The sequence below is a fragment of the Rhodovulum sp. PH10 genome (assembly GCF_000293785.1).
Lineage (GTDB): Bacteria > Pseudomonadota > Alphaproteobacteria > Rhizobiales > Xanthobacteraceae > Rhodoplanes.
In genome coordinates, this window is the sequence record NZ_AKZI01000198.1 from 1 (window position 1) to 15,611 (window position 15,611).

Here is a 15,611-nt window from a genome sequence, read left to right on the forward strand (position 1 = left end):
CCTGATCGCCCGCGTTCTCGTCGGATGGCGGCTCACGAAGCACTTCTTCATGTGGGCCGCGTGGAAAATCCAGCACAACGAGCAGGCCCGTCGCGCGCATTACAAGTCGCGCGGATTCAAATATCCGCAACTGTAGTACTAAGACCGGAGGATTCCGATCGGTAGTGGGGCCGTCACTCGAAATCGAGGAATCTCTCCCGGCCGATCGGCGCGACGCCATCCTTGCGGGGCTTGGTCATGTCGCGCAGGAGCTTGTACGGATTCTCGGAACGCCCGCCGACGTCCACCTTCAGCGGCAAATAGCCGAGCTTGCCCTTGGCGGCGAGCGCAGCTCCGACTGCGGGGTCGCTCGCCTTCAGGAAGTCGGTGAGGGTCGGCGTGCTGCGCCAGCCCGGCACCTGGGTGGTCATATAGGCTTCGAACGCCTGTAGGAACGGTGTGTGATCGGCATCGGCGCACGCGGCGAGCGGGCCGGCTCCGCCGATGGGCGTGATCAGATCCGAGGGCGAGACGTTCGCCTCGACGTCGAGCGTCGCCTTTGCCACCCTCGCTTGTCCGGCGCCGAACGGCTTGGCGCGGCCGATCATGTGGCGGTACTTCTCCGGCTCGCCGCCGAAGGTGAGCGTCCACAGCACGGCGCCGAGCTCGACCGCGGTGACGTTGAACAGCCGGATGCGACTTTCGAATTGCATCGTCCGGCCCGGCTTCGCCTGCAGGAATACCAGGCGTGTCGTCACTTTGTCGTTGACCTGGGCGCCGCTGGCGCGCAGCACGTCCACCTGCCGGCGGAGGAGTTCCTTGATTTTGTCGGCGGCCGTGTCGAGTGCGCCGTCGCTCCGTGCGGCCGGGAAGCGGGGAAGATACCGCTTGCGGCCGGCGATGCGGGCCATGGCGTCGGAATAGTCCTTGGTCCTGCCACGCAGATAGAACGGCGCGAACGAGGCGCGGGCGCCCATCATCACGGTCTCGACCGGCGCGGAGAGCGCGACGTCGTCGGGGTTGGCCAGCCGGGCGAACGAGAAGCCGACGCGGCCTTTCCGGGCGAGCAGGCCGGGCGGCACCTCGCCGTCCTTCAGTCCCTTGGTCTTGGGAAACTGGTTGGGCTCGTAGACGTAACCGAACAAATTCTCCACCAGGTCCGGCTCGAGGCCGCCGTCGCCGAGCTTCGGCAGGCGAATGCCGACGATGTCGCCGACCGTGCTGGCATGCGGCACCTTGAACAGCCGTGTGAGGCCGACCGCGAAGCGGCGCGGGTCCTGGGCATGCGGGTCGCCGACGAAGAACACCGGGATCGGTTTTCCTGCCTCGAGCGTTGGCATCAGGTCGGCGAGCGAGCCGTCGGGACGGAACGTGTCCTTCACCATGGTGCCGTGCATACGCTCGAACAGACGGGCGACCGGAGGATCGAGCGGGATGCCCGGGTCGTCCGGCGGCGGCGTCATCACGTATTCGAGGCGCTTGCCCGACGGCGACCTGCCCGAGAACACCAGCACGCCACGAATCGACCCGCCGTCGGCCGGGGCGACGGCGGGCTTGCCGTTGATCTCCTCGACGAGGCGGAACGTCTTCGGCGCGAAGTCGAGCACGAACGTGTTCCGCTCCTCGCCGCGGGTCGCATAGCCGGCGGCCTCGTACTTCTCGCGCAATGATTTGCGGGTAAACGCCTTTCCGTCGGCGAAGGACCCGGCGAGGTGGCGCGACCCGACGAGCCGGTCGGCCTCGATCGCCCACCAGTCGCACGGCGCGATCGCATAGGTCGCCTCGCCGTCGTCGTCCTTTCCGATGCGGCGCAGCCACGCCGCCTCGACGTCGCCGACCCGGCCGACTGGAAATGCGCCTTCGCCATAGGCCGCATGGTCGAAGTCGCGCAGCCCGAAGGCGTGGTTCTCGTTGACCTGGGTGAGTCGGCCGAAAGCGACGATCTCGGCGGCGGCGCGGATCGCGCCGCGCAGCGTCGCACCCGGGATCACGTAGCCGGCCGCGCCATCGAGCGTCATCGGCACGACCTGATTGCCCTCGCCTTCGGTGCCGATCAGCAACGGCGTCTCGGCCTCGAAGGTCACCGCGATCTCGGCGCAGAAGCCGGCTCGCTTCACCTCGTGGAGGGGACTGGTCGCGTCCTTCTCGGCGGGCACGATGATCGACGGCACGGTGACGAACCGGTACGGCGCCGTCGCGAGATCGGAGTGGTCCTCGCGCGGGCGCCCAGGGAGAACGGAGCGTCCCCGCGGCGGTGGCCCACGCCGCGCTTCGGCGGACGCAGGCGGGGCGGGCGCCGGCGGTGCCTTCACGGCGGCGGCACGCTTGTCGTACTGCTCCTGCGTGATCAGCTTGGCCTTCAGCATCACCTCGAGGCGGCGGAGCTGCTCGTCGACCGACAGCTTGGGCGGCTCGGTCATCGTGCGGCCTCCTTCACGCTCGCAGGGTTCTTCTCGAATTCCACGTCGAACCAGCCGTAGCCGTGGTTGCCGCCGTGCCCGAGCATCAGACCCTTGCCAGGGCCACGGGTGAGCGAGCGCAGGAACGCGTCGGCGGTGTCCATGTCGAGCTCGGTCGCGCGGGCATCGAGCGTGAGGGTCACGCGGAATGTCGGGTGGACAAAAGCTTCGGTCTCGAACAAACCCTTGTCGAACGGCGCCGCCGAGAAGCGGTCGATGCGAACCGACGGCAGCGCGCGGGGCTTTGCCCGGCTGGCCTCGATGACGACAATACGCAGGAGCCCGGCCCACCCGGTCTTCGGCGGCTCGGTGCCAGTGGTCCGTCGGTCGGATGCATTTTGGCGGATCTTCTTCAGCGTGTCGGCGTCGGCGCCGAACAGCCGGTTCACCGGATGCCGCAGCGGCCAGTCGTCTTTCGACGGGTCGCCGGGGGTGTCCGGCGGCGCCCGGCCGCACAGCGCCTCGCGTGAAAAATACCATTCGGCACGGGCACGCAGCGCCCCCATCAGGCTCGATCCCGGCAGCACCGGGAGATCATCGCCGTCGCGCAACGCCCGCTGGACGTTGCGCTTGGCCTTTCCCTCGGCATCGGCGTCGCGCGGATTGCGCCGCGCCGCTTTCCCGAGCGGTGCCGCGTCTTCGACCTTGACCAGGAAGGCGTCGGCCCCGGTGAGGTGCAGGACACCGAGGGGCCGGTGCAGCCGGAAGGGCTTTGTGCGGTCGTCGGCGACCGCCGCGCGCAGCTCGTCGAGGCGATCCTCCTCCCGGATCTCGGCCGTGTCGGTGAGGGTGGTTTCACGGCACGTCCGGACTTCGACCAGCGCCAGGGCGCCCTGGCCGTCGCCACGGCCGCGGCCGATCGCGAAGCGATCTTCGTCGAGCGTCTTCAGCAGGCGCACCAGCACTTTGCCGACGGGATCGTCGGTGAAGTTCTCCACCTTCTGCAGCACTGCGAGCCGCAGCAGAAACCGCGTGCCGGGCGCCACCACCCACTGGCTGAACAGCTTCCGGTGATCCGCCGTGCCGGAGCCGTCGTCGATGGCGGTGCGGGTGGTGACGTAGGTGCGGGCCGAGGCGCAGATGTTCGCCTTGCCCTCGACCCGGCCCGCTAGCTCATCCTGTTTCAGGAATCGGGCCGCATAGGGCACCAGCACGCCCGGATTGCCGGTCGGCCTCGTGTTCGGGTCCGAATTGCGGATCGCGCCGAAGATCTCGCCGATCTCGCGATCGCGCCTTTCGACCTCGTCCTGGGTGTAAGCCGACTCGGCGAGCGCCCGCATCGCACCCTTCAGGGTGGTCGAGGGGATGATCGGCAGCCGACGCGCATCGAGCTGTACCGGGGCAATCTCGCGAGTTTCGCCGTCGGCCGTCTTGCTTCCATCCTCGGGCGTCGCGTCCGGGATGGCGCCGAGCGCGGTGCCGATGTGCAGCGGGCTCGTCGTCTCGACCACGGCCTCGACGATCAGATGTCCGTCGTACATCGACATCACGACCTCACCGTCACTCGGGCGCCGGAAAGGTCCGGCGATACCGTCACCTCGCCAAAACCGTTCTCCGGCACGAACGGGCAGGCGCGCCAATCGAGACAGATGGTTCGGTCGCCGGTGCGGCGGATCGCCCGCAAGCCGGTGCGCGCGATCCGCTCCGCGAAGGCAAGCACCTGACCTGCTGCGTCCGCGGCGAGGACGAACACGGCGCCGGGCTCCGTCAGCTCGAACGGCTGATAGCGCGGCCGGCCCTCCGGCGTCGGTCCGAACGCGCGGAAGCGCAGCGCCGCATAGCCGCCGGCGAGTTTGCGTCTCGCGAAGTGCGCCAGCAGCGCGATATCGTCGATCCCTGCCAGCGCCCGGAACGTCTCCTGATACTGCGCGGCCGGGCTCGCGCCGTCGTCCGGATCGGTCAGCACCGCCGGCGTCTCCAGCAGGAGGACGACGGCGGCCTGGCCCTGATAGACGGCAGGGTGTGGGGATTGCAGCGTCGCGGGTGTGCCGTTGACAATCTTCATGACGGCGCCGGTACGGCCGACGCCGCCGAGGCCGGCCTCGAGGGCTGCGACGACGTCGGCGAACGCCGCTGGATCTGCGTCGTTGCTGTCGATCGTGAGCCGCCAGTGCCGCGGTTTTCCTTCGTCGTCGCGGGTCGGGACCGGCGCCGTGACGAACAGCGCACCTTCCTCGGCGACGCCGTCAGAATTGATCATCACGCGGCCGCGTGGCTGCGGCGAGACGTTCGACTCCGGCCGCTGCAGGTCGGCACGGACCGCCGCGAACACCTTGCCCTTCCAGTCGAGCGGGAAGGCCGGCGTCGCGATCGCCCGCGCGATGACGGCATCGGCACGGGTTTCTTCGAGCAGGTCGACCACCTCGTTCGTGTCGGGCCCGACCGGCACCGAGACCAGGCAGTTCGGTACGGCGCGATCGGCCAGCGTGCCGTCCGCCAGCGGAAACGCATGTCCGATCCTGATTTTCGAGAACGCCTTGCCGAACGGGTCCCCCGGCGTCGCGATGCCGGAATGCGTGTGCTTCATCACCTCGGCGAGCGCGCCCTTGATGGCGCCGCCCGGCACGATGGTGGCGCTCGCGAACGAGTTTGCGGCGCTGCGGATCGCGTCCACCATGATCGCGCGGTCGAACGCGACGGTGAGATCGAGACGATCGCCTGGGGGAATAACGGTGGCCGTTGCCGTCGGCGAGGGGCTGCGCGCGACCCTGCACTGCTCGTGCACGATCTCGCCGAAGCCCGACGACTTGACCGCCCCCATCGCCGGCACCAGCCGCAGCGCCCTGCCGATCAGCGCGTCGATGTTCGCCGGAACGGCGGAATGCGGCGCGATGTCGATGGTTCCCTTGAACCTCACCACCGCGTCGAGCCCGGCGACCAGCTCGAGGGTCTGCAGGCTGCCGTCGTCGGCGGCTCCGCAGGCGTCGTCGATGGCGACCCGGGTGTACAGCGCGGCGCCGCGCCCCGGCAGCGGGATCGTGTCGCCGTCGGCCTCGGCCGTGGCATCGGCGACGAGATCGCTCACCGTCAGGGTGCTGCGGCCATCCGGCGTGTAGGCGCCCTCGTCGCCCGCCGGATCGCGGCCGGCATCGGCGGAGCTTTTACCGAACAGCACTTCGACCAAGCGATCCGGCACTGCCACCGGGCTCTTGCGGTTCATCGCGAGGAACGCGTGCCGCAGGTGGCCGCGCAGGTGATCGCCGGGGATGATCGGCTTGTCGCTCTCGTCGCGAATGGCGCTGGCGTCGATGCCGCCTGCGGCGACGTCGAGGCCCTGGAACAGGAACGGGCTGCGCAGCGCGATGGTGACGTCGAGGCGGGTCATGACGGCCTCCCGAGCGCCCGCGCCGGATCGAGCGTGCCGTCGCCGGTCGGGTCGACATAGTCCCACACGTGGGTGAGGAACCAGGCGTTCACGGCGGCCAGATCGGAACGCGGCGTGCTCGGATCGTCCGACCGCAACAGGAGCAGATCGTCCTCTCCGGTGTTGCTCTCGGCGCCGCGACAATATCGTTCGAAGATCAGGTGCGCCTGCCTGCCGGCCTCCGGGTCGCCGAGCAGACGGGGCGGCTTCTCTGGGGAAACGCCGGTCCGTGCCGCCGCGCGCAAAAGCCGGTAGAGCTGCGAGCGGGGCAGGCGGCCCTCCAATTTCAACGCCGAGATTTTTTCCACGAGCGCCGGAAAGGCGTCGCCGTCGAGTGCGAGCGCGCGGTGCGCCGCGGGAAAAGCCTGCTCGTCGCCGATCAGCCGCTTGCGCAGCGCCGCGAGGCCGCCCATCGGCGGCTCGACGCTCTCGAACGCATGGATGCCGAGCCGGTTGGTCTTGCCGCACTTGACGCTGTCGGCGAGATCCTTTGCCAGCGCGCGCGCGGTCGCGATCGGCATTTTCACGGGCGCGAACACGAGCGCGGCTTCGATGGTGAGCGGATGAAGCTTCTTGTCCTTGGTGTGCGGATCCTCGGTGTGCGGATCCTCGATCGTCGCGCCTCGGATCGCTTCGAACGTCCGCGCTGCCAGCAGCATGCCGAGCCAGGCCGGTGCCACCCAGCAGATCTCGTCGCCGCCGTAGAGCAGCGTCTCGAACCGCAGCCAGCGTTTGCCGGACCGCTCTTCCTCGTCGTCCGGTTCGCGCAAGCGGCCGGTCGCGGCGAGGCGCCACACCTGCGGGTCCGGATCGCCGGCGAGTGGCACCAGCGTGTCGTCGACGATCCGCCGCAGCATGGCCTCCTGCAGCCTCGCCGCCTCGTGCGAGAACCGCGCGAACGCGTCCGGACTGCCGCCCATTTCCGTGCGGATTTTTGTGAAGTCGTTACCGTCCGCATAGAACACCGCGAGCTTGCCGGAGACGGCCTCGCGCATCGTCGGCTTTTTCGGGTCGACATACGGCTCGGCGATCATCTGCTGAAAATGATCGACGAACCCGAATTCGTCACGCCAGTCCGCCGGCCAGCCGAGTTTGTCCTGATGGAAGCACCAGCGGGCGTAACGGCCGACCGCCTTGCGTGCCTTGACCGCGGCCGAGACGGGAACCGGTGCGCGGTCATCAGCCGACAGTCCGGTGACGTCGACCCCGTAATCCGCGGCCTGCCGCCACGGCATCTCGATCTCGTCGTCGGCCGGCCGTGTGCGGCCTACGCGGCAAATCCTGTCCGCCGGCACGACGGGCCGGCGCGCCGCCGTGTCCTCCATCTGGGTGCGCCGGGCGCGGAAATGCGCGGTCCGCAGTGCCGCCGCCTCGGCCGCCTCGCCGGTGCCGTCGATCGGCGCGAGGCCAGTGACCCAACGCATGTGAGCGAGCGGCAGGGACTTGCGCGGCGTTCCGGAGGAGGTCTTTTCCGGGACGAGGCCGCAGGTCGAAAGGTGCGTTTTCAGGCCGTCGACCGCCGCGGCGACTGCCTGCTCCGAGCCGTCGAGGCGGAACAATCCTTGTGAGGCGCCGGCGAACACCAGGTCGGCCGAGACGCCGGGCACATGGTGAAGCCGTGGCAGCAGGCGCCACGGCGCACGGGCGATCCTGTCCGGATCCTGGTCGGCGACGAACGCGTCCAGGAGCGTGAACGAGCCGCCGCGGATGGTCGAAAGGTCGTTGGTATCGGTGAGTGTCGCGTCGAAATCGACGCCCTCGAGCCACAATAAGTATTGCACGGGCTTTTGCCCCTAATCCGGGTCACGCAAGTGTAGGAATGATCCACGGTGCTTCGCAACCGTGAATTCGTCGGGCAACGGCTTTCTCCCGCGCCACGGTCGTCACCCCAGCCGGTAGCGGCCGAGGCCGGCGGTGGCGCCGCGGCCGGCGTGGCAGGTCTCGCCGAGCACCAGCAGCGGCCACACCGGTGCGAGGTCGCCACCGATTGCCAGGGTGCCGGAGAGGAGCGGGCGCGCGAAGCGGCGGTGCGCCCCGGTGCCGTCGCGCTGGCGGCCGGACCGGCTGTCCAGCCGATCGCGCAAAAGCCCACCGGCGTCGTAGTCGAGCGCGTTCCAGTGCGCGGCGAGAACCGGCCAGTCGGCATCGACCGAAACGTCCATCCAGCGCGCCATCGAATCGATGCGGCGGGCGAGGCGGCCGATCACGCTCGCCGGCCGGTCGAGCGGATCGTCGCCGGTGGCGTCGAGCGGCGTCACCAGGTCGAGCAGCACCGTCTCGCGCGGCGGCGGCGATGCGATGCCGTTTTCGCGGACGACGAGCCGCGACACTGTTGGTGCCGGCAGAAAGAGCCCCGCGGCGCGGTCGTGAAAGTCGATGCCGCGGCGGAGCGCCGTCACCAGCGCATGGCCGACCGCGCCGGCCCAGTCGATCGCGAAGCCGAACAAAGTGATCCGCACCACGAGGTCGAGGCCGCGCCGGTCGAGCGCCAGCACCCACGGCTTCGGCACGCCGTGCCTGCCGCTGCGCACCTGCTCGCGAAAGAGAACGTCGAGCGCGCAGGGCGGCTCCCACGGGCAAGCCTTTTCGGCGATCGCCTCGGCCGAGGCGCCTTCCATCAGCGCCCGCCCGAGCGCGCCGCGGATGCGGGCCATCAGCACGAGGTCGCCGGCGAGTGCGCCGTGCCCCGGCACGGTCGCCTCGATGGTCGCGGTCACCCAGCAGGCGGAAAGCGCGTCGAGCGGCACCGCGGCTGCCGGGGAGAGCAGACGGGCCGCGAGGGCGGAGAAGGCCGGACGGTCCAGGACGGCGGGCGCATCGGTCATGGCATGGTGGTACGCACCTCCGGGCACAACGGCAAGGTACGTGTTCGGAACAATATGCTGCGATGCCCTGCGCCGGATCGTTTGCGACCGCGGTGCGGACGCGGTCGCGGTTCGGCGACCAAAATTGTCGGAAATCGAGGCTCGAGCCGCCGTCGGGGTCCTTGGAAAAGCATATATCATATTGTAATATAATGATTAAGAGATGCTGGAGTGGCGATGTGATCACATTTTGTTCCAAAACCGCGCTCCGAGAGCACCGACCGGTTGGAAAAGGTCGCCGATCGTGTTTGTTGACCAAGTACATACGAGGGGGTAGGTTCAGTGATCCCTCCGCCTCGGATGCGGATTGAGACGGAACCTCGGCGAGGACGCGCTCGTAGGCGTTGTTCAGTGATCCCTCCGCCTCGGATGCGGATTGAGACGCCGACGATCGAATTGGCCGCGGCTTCCAGCGTTCAGTGATCCCTCCGCCTCGGATGCGGATTGAGACTTTTCGTCGAGAAGGATGACGTTCCAGTGGTGTTCAGTGATCCCTCCGCCTCGGATGCGGATTGAGACACCGGGTGCGCCAGTTGCGTGCGTTGACACCGGTTCAGTGATCACTCCGCCTCGGACGCGGATTGAGACATGCCGATGGGACCCTTCGAATCCGGGATGGTCGGTTCAGCACTCACTCCGTCTCGGACGCGGACGCGGACGTGGATCGACCGGGAGGGCCGTGAGGCCGCGATCGCCGCTCGGTTGAAAGCGAACGGTCGCCCGCCGTCGCTGTCCTCACACCAGCCAAAAATCGCCGTCCTCGGGGAGCGGCGCGCCGCCGGCGACGCGCGAGCGCTCGAGGCCGGCCGACGAGACGGCGTACATGCGCAACGAGTCGCCGTCCTCGATCAGTCTTTTGGCGCGCGCGAATAGGCGGTCGGCAGCGGCGCGCGTGAGGCGCGCCTCGAACACCGAGTCCTGCACCCGCACCGCATGCTCCTCCAACAGGTCGGCGACCCGCGCCCGCACCTTCGGGCGCACGATGTCGTAGGCGATCACCATCAGCATCGGCCGGTCGGCCATGGCATCCCCGCTTGTCGTTTTCCGACCTTCACGAGCACGGACCCGTCATCTGCGGGTTCGATGTTCGACCCGCGCATCCATCATCGGAAAACAGACTTGCTTCAGCAGGTCGATGGATGGCCGTGCCGAGCCCGGCCATGACGGACGGGGTGGGGGGTCGTCGTATCCCGCCCTCAGTAATCGATCACGTACGGCGCATAAGTCTCGCGGCCCTCGACATGGGCGGCGAGGCCGAGCGCCTGGTCGAGCATGATCCCCCGCCAGGTGCGGCGCCGGCCATCGCGAAGGCTTTTCACCTCGCGCGCCACCGCGCGCTCGTAGGCGCGCACCATCGCGGCAAATCCCTCGCTCTTCAGCCGCACGCCGCCGTCCGGCCGTGGCTCGAAGGCGGCATCGCCGATCGCGCGGCCGTTGATCGCCTGCACCACCGGGCTCTCGGCGAGCGGCGCGCGAAATTCTTCCATCAGGTCGAACACGCAGGCGTCCCGGTGGTCGTCGGTCGCGTGCAGGAGGCCGAAGCCCGGATGCAGCCCGGCCCGCACGGCTGCGACCGCGACGTCACGGGCGAGCAGGGCGGCCGCGACATTGAGCAAAATGTTGACCGGGTCGCGCACGATCTCGCGCACGCGTCGTGGGGGCTCTCCGGCCGGACCGAGCCGAAAGCCGTGCGCGAACAGGCGCGAGAGCGCCGGCCAGTACAGCGCGGTGGCCCGCCCTTCGTGGCCCATCAGTGCCGCGAGGGTGTCGGCTTGCGGAAGGCGGCGGAGCAGCGCGTTGATGTCGGCGAGCGCCTTCAGCACCGTCGGGTCGTGGCGATCGCGGTTCAGGCGACGGAGCAGGGCGCGCTGATTGCGCACGCGGCCTTCGACAAAACGCTTGGCGAGCGCGAGGCGCAGGGCGGGATCGCCGGCGTGGCGGGTCTGGGCGAGATGGCGGCCGGCGCGCGGCGAGAGCGCCGGGCCGAGCCAGCCCGCCGTCTCGCCGTGGCCGTCGACGAACGCGATCAGCGTCTCGGTCGCGAGCGCGTGGCGCAGCGCGTCGGGGTCCACCTCGGCCTGCGGGCCGAGATCGATGCGGTCGACGGCGGCATGCGGGATCGCGAGAATCTCGCGCCACACCGGCGGTGCACCGGGGCCGCCGCTGCCGGCCTCGACCGCGAAGGCGCGGTTGCGCAAGCTCAGCCGCCGATCGGCCGAGACCACGTGCAGCACGCGGTGGCCGGGATCGTATCCGGCGCGGCGCGCATGATCGAACGCGACGCGCTCCTCGGCGGTCTCGGCGGCGGCGCGGGCGTCGTCGGCCGCGAGCGCGCGCATCGCCTGCTGCAGCTCGGAAAAATCATCGTCGGGCGCGGCGGCGAGCACCATCGAGCGCACGAACAGATGGCCGAGAAAGCGAAAGCCCTGATCGAACGAGGTCACCCGCGTTTTTTCACGATTGAGCGACAGCCCGTGCTCGGCGAGCAGCTTTTCGGCACGCACGAGCGCGCCCTCGGCGCCGTGCCGGCTCTCGGCCAAAATCACGAAATCGTCGGCGAACCGCACGATGTGGGCGCCGCGTTTGGCGAACGCGTCGTCGAGCCGGTCGAGATAAAGGTTGGCGAGCAGCGGCGACAGCGGCGAGCCCTGCGGCAGGCCGCGGCCGCGCGCGCCGCCGTGCTCGATCCACAAGCCGATCAGCCGCATCAGCGGCCCGTCGGTCATCGACTGGGCGAGCCGCTCGAGCAGCTTGTCGTGCGGCACGCTCTCGAAGAATTTCGCGATGTCGGCGTCGACCACGTAGACATGGCCTTTTCCGCGCAGCGCGGCGACCCGCTTCACCGCGTCGCGCACGCCACGGCCGAGACGGTAGCCAAAGCTCGATTCGGCGAACTCTTCGTCGAGCCTCGGCGCCAGCGCCTGCATCACCGCGGTCTGGGCGATGCGGTCGACCACGCACGGGATGGCGAGCGGCCGGGTGCCGCCGCTCTTCTTCGGGATGTCGACCCGGCGCAGTGGGCCGGGGGCGTAGCTGCCGTCGCGCAAGCCGGCCGACAGCCGGGCGATCCGCGCCGGCGCGTTCACCAGGAAACGTGCCAGCGGGACGCCGTCGCCGCCGGCCGCGCCGCCGTTCGACAGCACCCGCGACCACGCCTCCGACAACGCCTCGATTGCGGTGGCAGCGCGGAACAGCGCCGCGTCGTCGATTTTCGGCGACCCGTCGCCGCCGGTCGGTGCGGGTCTGCCGCCGGCGGCCCGTTCTGCCGGAATCGGCCGATCGGATTGATCTGCAACCATTTTGTGTCGCTCGAACAATCGAAAGGGTGCTTGGAAATTTCAATAAGCCATTGTACCTTCTGAAGTATCGAGCAGTCAAATCGGCTGTCTGTCATGGTTTGTTCCAGTAGCCTCCGCTCGAAGGCTCGACCGCTTGGAAATCGGCCCGAAAACCATAGGTTGCGCAGCAGCCTGCAAGGGGGTATGTTCGGCATCCACTCCGCCTCGGACGCGGATTGAGACGGCTCCGGCTCAGGCTCCATTGCCATGAGCGGGTTCAGCATCCACTCCGCCTCGGACGCGGTTGTTCCGCAGCGAGGCGTCCGTTAAGCTTTGCCGGAGTTTTTTTCAGACGTCGGAGCTTTTCATGTCCGATGAGTTTTCCGCGCGCGACGGCGCGCCGGACGCGGCAGCGAGGCCGGCCGAAAAGATCCCTGCCCCCAAGCCGCCGGTCGCCAAGCTGCCGGCCACAAAAATTCCCGTGCGCGAGGCGCGGCTGCTTTTGATGTGGCCGCTGGTGCTGCATCTCGACACGCCGGCCTGCGACGCCTCGACGATGGCAAAGGCGGTGGAGACGGTGGCGAACGCCTTGAAGGCGCGCGCTCGCAAGGATGCGACGGCGTGGGTTCACGAGCCCGACCCGATCCGCCACATCCCGCCGCCGACCGACCAGACGGGCGACCCGAAATACATCCGCTGGCAGAACGACGCCTATGCCGAGGCGCTGTATTTCCACGAGTTCGTGCAGCGCTTTCTGTTTCGCCGGCAGCGCGCCGACGGCCGCGACGCGCCGTTCCATCTGTTTCGCCGCACCGATGTCGACGCGATGGAGATCACCTTCGGCAACGGGCCTGCGGAAACCACCAGGACGCTCCGGGTCGAGCGCCTGAACCTGTATCTTTTTCGCACCGGCGCCGCGATCCTGGTCACCGAGCTGGTGACGCCGCTCCCGACCGAGGGCCTCGACAAGGGCCGCAGCGGCTGGACGCTCGCCGAGTTTCAGGACTTTCACGATCACGTCCGCCGGGTTTATGCGCCGTTCTTCGACTCGGACGCGGAGAATGCGCGTAAAGCTTGTTACAAGGTCGTGAAGAAAGTGGCGTGGCACGGCCGCGGCGCCGTCCTGTGCCGAAAGCGACGGGACGGCCGGTGCGAGGCCGGCCAGTGGGAGCTTCACCACCAGGCGAACCGGCATGTCGAGCAGGTGCTCGCGGGGGATGGCGACGGGCGCCGCCTGCCGCCGGTGTTCGACCACTGGCGCTTCCTGCTCGACGACGCGCTCGTCCTCGCCGGCGACGAAGGTTTCCGCCGCGTCCCGCGCTGGCATCAGGTGGTCGACGAGCGCATGCCCAGCATGGCGACGGTGTCGCTGACGCCGGTGCGGGACGGAAAGCCCGACTGGGACGACGAGCGCACGCGCGGCTATTACGATGCCGTTCGCGACAGCGACCTGATGCGGCTGTGTTTCGCCGACGACAGGACGACCGAGAAAGAAAGGGAGGAAGGGTCGGAGCGTCCGGCGCCTGCAGGCGAGGAGGACGGGTTCTTTCCCTACGACCGCACGTTCCTGGAACGGAATTTCTGGAGCGAGTACGCCTACACGCGCTATCGCTCGAAGGGGACGCTGTTCCTGTTCTCCGGCTACGCATTCGTGGCGGTCGGAGCGGGATGGTTCTTCGACACGCTGCTCGTCGGTCACGTGCGCCGGCATTACTTCCAGATGGGGCTTCTCGCGCATTTCGAGCTGGCGAGCCTGCTCGCCTTCTCCTCGCAAATCTCGCGCGCCGTCGGACGGCTCGATGTCGGGAACGACCGGGCGACGTTCCAGACCGAGATGGCCGCGATCGAGGAGCAGTTTCTACAGTTCGTACACCGCTTCCGCTTCACCGGCGTGTCGAACCAGATCCAGGCACAGGAGATGTTCGATCAGTGGCGCGAGCGGCTGGGGCTGGACGACCTGTTCGAGGACGTTCAGACCGAGATCCACACGGCCAACGACTTTCTGTCCAGCCGCAAGCAGACCCTCACCAGCATCGCCGCGACCCGATTGTCTCAGGTGGCGACGGTCGGCGTGGTGCTCGGTCTCGCCTTCGGTGCGCTCGGCATGAACGTGATCTTCTCGGACGGCGTCGTCGGGATCGGCACGGCAACGGGTTCGTCGGCGCTGACGCATCATCTCTTCATCGCACTGACGATCGTCGGCGCGTTTCAGGTCGCCGGCTGGGCGCTCTTGCGCTACTTGCGGTCCACCGAGCCGGTCGGCGACAGGGAGGAACGGCACGATCCGGTGGAGCCGTTGGCGCTCGGCCTCGGCGCGATCGCGCTGCTCGTCGCGGCCGCCCTCTGGACGGCAAAATGATTGTGTCTCACGACCGGTATTTTCTCGGTGGCCACGACCTCGAGATGGAGGAAATCCGGACGCTCCTCGTCGAGGCCGGGCTCGCCGGTCGCCTGGTCGACAAGGCGCTCGCCTGGGGAGCGCGGGCGAGCGCCTACGAAAGCGAGATCCGCGCCGCGCTGGTGCGCGGCGAGACACCGGTGCTGATCGAGCTCGCCGACGATCTGCCGGCCGATATCGACCGCGGCGTGTTGGTCGATATCGATCATCACGGCACTCGTGCAGGTGCCGACCAGCCGACCGCGCTCGAACAAATCTTCGCTCGCCTCGGCCTGCCGGCGACGGCGTGGACCCGACGGCGAGCTTTGGTGGCTGCCAACGACGTCGGTCACGCGCCGGCATTGCGCGGTCTCGGCGCGAGCGCCGAGGAGATCCGTGCGATCCGTGACGCCGACAGGCGGGCCCAAGGCGTTACCGCCGCGGTCGAGGCCGAGTCGCGCCGTGCGCTCGCTACCGCAGAACGGGCAGGGGACCTGCTTATCGTCCGCACGACGGCGTCGACCTCGAGCGCGATCGTCGACTTCGTGCTGCCCGAGTACGGCGGGCCCGGCGCCGAAGACCTTCTGGTGGTCATGCCCGACACGGTGTCGTTCTTCGGGCGTGGCGCGGTAATCGAGCGACTGAAGAGTATCCCCGGCTGCTGGTACGGCGGGGCGCTGCCCGAACGCGGCTACTGGGGTGCCCCGATCACGGGCGAGGAAAGCGACAGGCTGGTCGCGTGCGTGCGCCGATCGTTCTCGGCGCCGACACCGTGACCCGGCAAGGCAAGGTCGGTGCATGCATCGCACGACGCGCCGAGCCACGGCAGCGCGCCCCGGCGATCGATCGGGCTCGGATGCCGCCGCTCAGCACGAGCGCGACACGAGAAAGCGGAGAACGAAGTCGGCTCACTGCCGACCGCAACTCGTTCACCGGCGCCGGATGCGGTGGCGGCGTGGCGGTCATCTCGACCGCTCTCCGGATCCGCGCTCCCGATCCAACGCCTGAAGGCAAAAAAATTCCTTCCGACTTTCGCGGCACGCCGCGCGCGCTTGACCCACCGGTCGGGAGGCGAATTCTCCACGAGATTTCGCCCCCCCCCGGTCCCCTGCAGTTCCTCGCAGTGGGGCATCCGTGCGGCTCGCAATCATGATCCGCGTTTCAGCGCCACCACCTTCGCGGTCGACCGGCCCGCCAGCCCGGCCTCGATCCGCTCCCCCACCTGGTCGCTCGAGGCCCGGATCGGATCGTCGGCGCGGTTCACGTACCGCCCGGTCATCGCCAGTGTCT

General features: G+C 68.7%; 9 protein-coding genes and 1 CRISPR repeat array. Of the genes, 2 read left to right on the forward strand and 7 right to left on the reverse strand.

Annotated features, from left to right (window positions below):
• Positions 1-173: 173 nt before the first annotated feature.
• The 7 genes from A33M_RS21245 to cas1 form a co-directional block, all read right to left on the reverse strand.
• Complete coding sequence (locus A33M_RS21245; RefSeq protein ID WP_008391834.1) at positions 174-2,399, reverse strand: TIGR03986 family type III CRISPR-associated RAMP protein; 2,226 nt, start codon at positions 2,397-2,399, stop codon at positions 174-176.
• A complete protein-coding gene (locus A33M_RS21250) occupies positions 2,396-4,018 on the reverse strand; it encodes an RAMP superfamily CRISPR-associated protein (protein WP_157223611.1) in 1,623 nt (540 codons plus the stop codon). The genes A33M_RS21245 and A33M_RS21250 overlap by 4 nt, the downstream gene beginning before the upstream one ends.
• The gene (locus A33M_RS21255; RefSeq protein ID WP_008391836.1) at positions 3,925-5,763 is read right to left on the reverse strand and encodes an RAMP superfamily CRISPR-associated protein; all 1,839 of its coding nucleotides are present in this window, start codon (positions 5,761-5,763) and stop codon (positions 3,925-3,927) included. Before A33M_RS21255 ends, A33M_RS21250 begins: the two co-directional genes overlap by 94 nt.
• Positions 5,760-7,583, reverse strand: coding sequence for a hypothetical protein (locus A33M_RS21260; protein WP_157223612.1), 1,824 nt, complete (start codon positions 7,581-7,583; stop codon positions 5,760-5,762). The genes A33M_RS21255 and A33M_RS21260 overlap by 4 nt, the downstream gene beginning before the upstream one ends.
• A 102-nt stretch (positions 7,584-7,685) precedes the next feature.
• Positions 7,686-8,627: a CRISPR system precrRNA processing endoribonuclease RAMP protein Cas6 gene (gene cas6, locus A33M_RS21265; RefSeq protein WP_008391838.1), complete on the reverse strand. Its 942-nt coding sequence runs from the start codon at positions 8,625-8,627 to the stop codon at positions 7,686-7,688.
• A 316-nt stretch (positions 8,628-8,943) separates the two neighbouring features.
• A CRISPR array of direct repeats spans positions 8,944-9,254; the repeat unit is 37 nt; unit sequence GTTCAGTGATCCCTCCGCCTCGGATGCGGATTGAGAC.
• Between the two features lie 147 nt (positions 9,255-9,401).
• On the reverse strand, positions 9,402-9,689 hold the full coding sequence (gene cas2, locus A33M_RS21270) for a CRISPR-associated endonuclease Cas2 (RefSeq protein ID WP_008391840.1): 288 nt from the start codon (positions 9,687-9,689) through the stop codon (positions 9,402-9,404).
• 173 nt (positions 9,690-9,862) lie between these two features.
• Complete coding sequence (gene cas1, locus A33M_RS21275) at positions 9,863-11,965, reverse strand: CRISPR-associated endonuclease Cas1 (protein WP_008391842.1); 2,103 nt, start codon at positions 11,963-11,965, stop codon at positions 9,863-9,865.
• A gap of 346 nt (positions 11,966-12,311) precedes the next feature.
• On the opposite strand from cas1, the gene A33M_RS21280 reads away from it, so the two are divergent.
• Both A33M_RS21280 and A33M_RS21285 read left to right on the forward strand, forming a co-directional pair.
• Positions 12,312-14,303: a hypothetical protein gene (locus A33M_RS21280; RefSeq protein ID WP_008391844.1), complete on the forward strand. Its 1,992-nt coding sequence runs from the start codon at positions 12,312-12,314 to the stop codon at positions 14,301-14,303.
• Positions 14,300-15,097, forward strand: a complete 798-nt coding sequence (locus tag A33M_RS21285) for a hypothetical protein (protein ID WP_052027171.1) — start codon at positions 14,300-14,302, stop codon at positions 15,095-15,097. The genes A33M_RS21280 and A33M_RS21285 overlap by 4 nt, the downstream gene beginning before the upstream one ends.
• Positions 15,098-15,611 lie beyond the last annotated feature (514 nt).

Excerpts from the sequence above, each read along its gene's own strand:
- A33M_RS21245 (WP_008391834.1), bottom strand. The coding sequence starts at position 2,399 with ATGACCGAGCCGCCCAAGCTGTCGGTCGACGAGCAGCTCCGCCGCCTC.
- A33M_RS21255 (WP_008391836.1), bottom strand. The coding sequence starts at position 5,763 with ATGACCCGCCTCGACGTCACCATCGCGCTGCGCAGCCCGTTCCTGTTC.
- cas6 (WP_008391838.1), bottom strand. The coding sequence starts at position 8,627 with ATGACCGATGCGCCCGCCGTCCTGGACCGTCCGGCCTTCTCCGCCCTC.
- cas2 (WP_008391840.1), bottom strand. The coding sequence starts at position 9,689 with ATGGCCGACCGGCCGATGCTGATGGTGATCGCCTACGACATCGTGCGC.
- cas1 (WP_008391842.1), bottom strand. The coding sequence starts at position 11,965 with ATGGTTGCAGATCAATCCGATCGGCCGATTCCGGCAGAACGGGCCGCC.
- A33M_RS21280 (WP_008391844.1), top strand. The coding sequence starts at position 12,312 with ATGTCCGATGAGTTTTCCGCGCGCGACGGCGCGCCGGACGCGGCAGCG.
- A33M_RS21285 (WP_052027171.1), top strand. The coding sequence starts at position 14,300 with ATGATTGTGTCTCACGACCGGTATTTTCTCGGTGGCCACGACCTCGAG.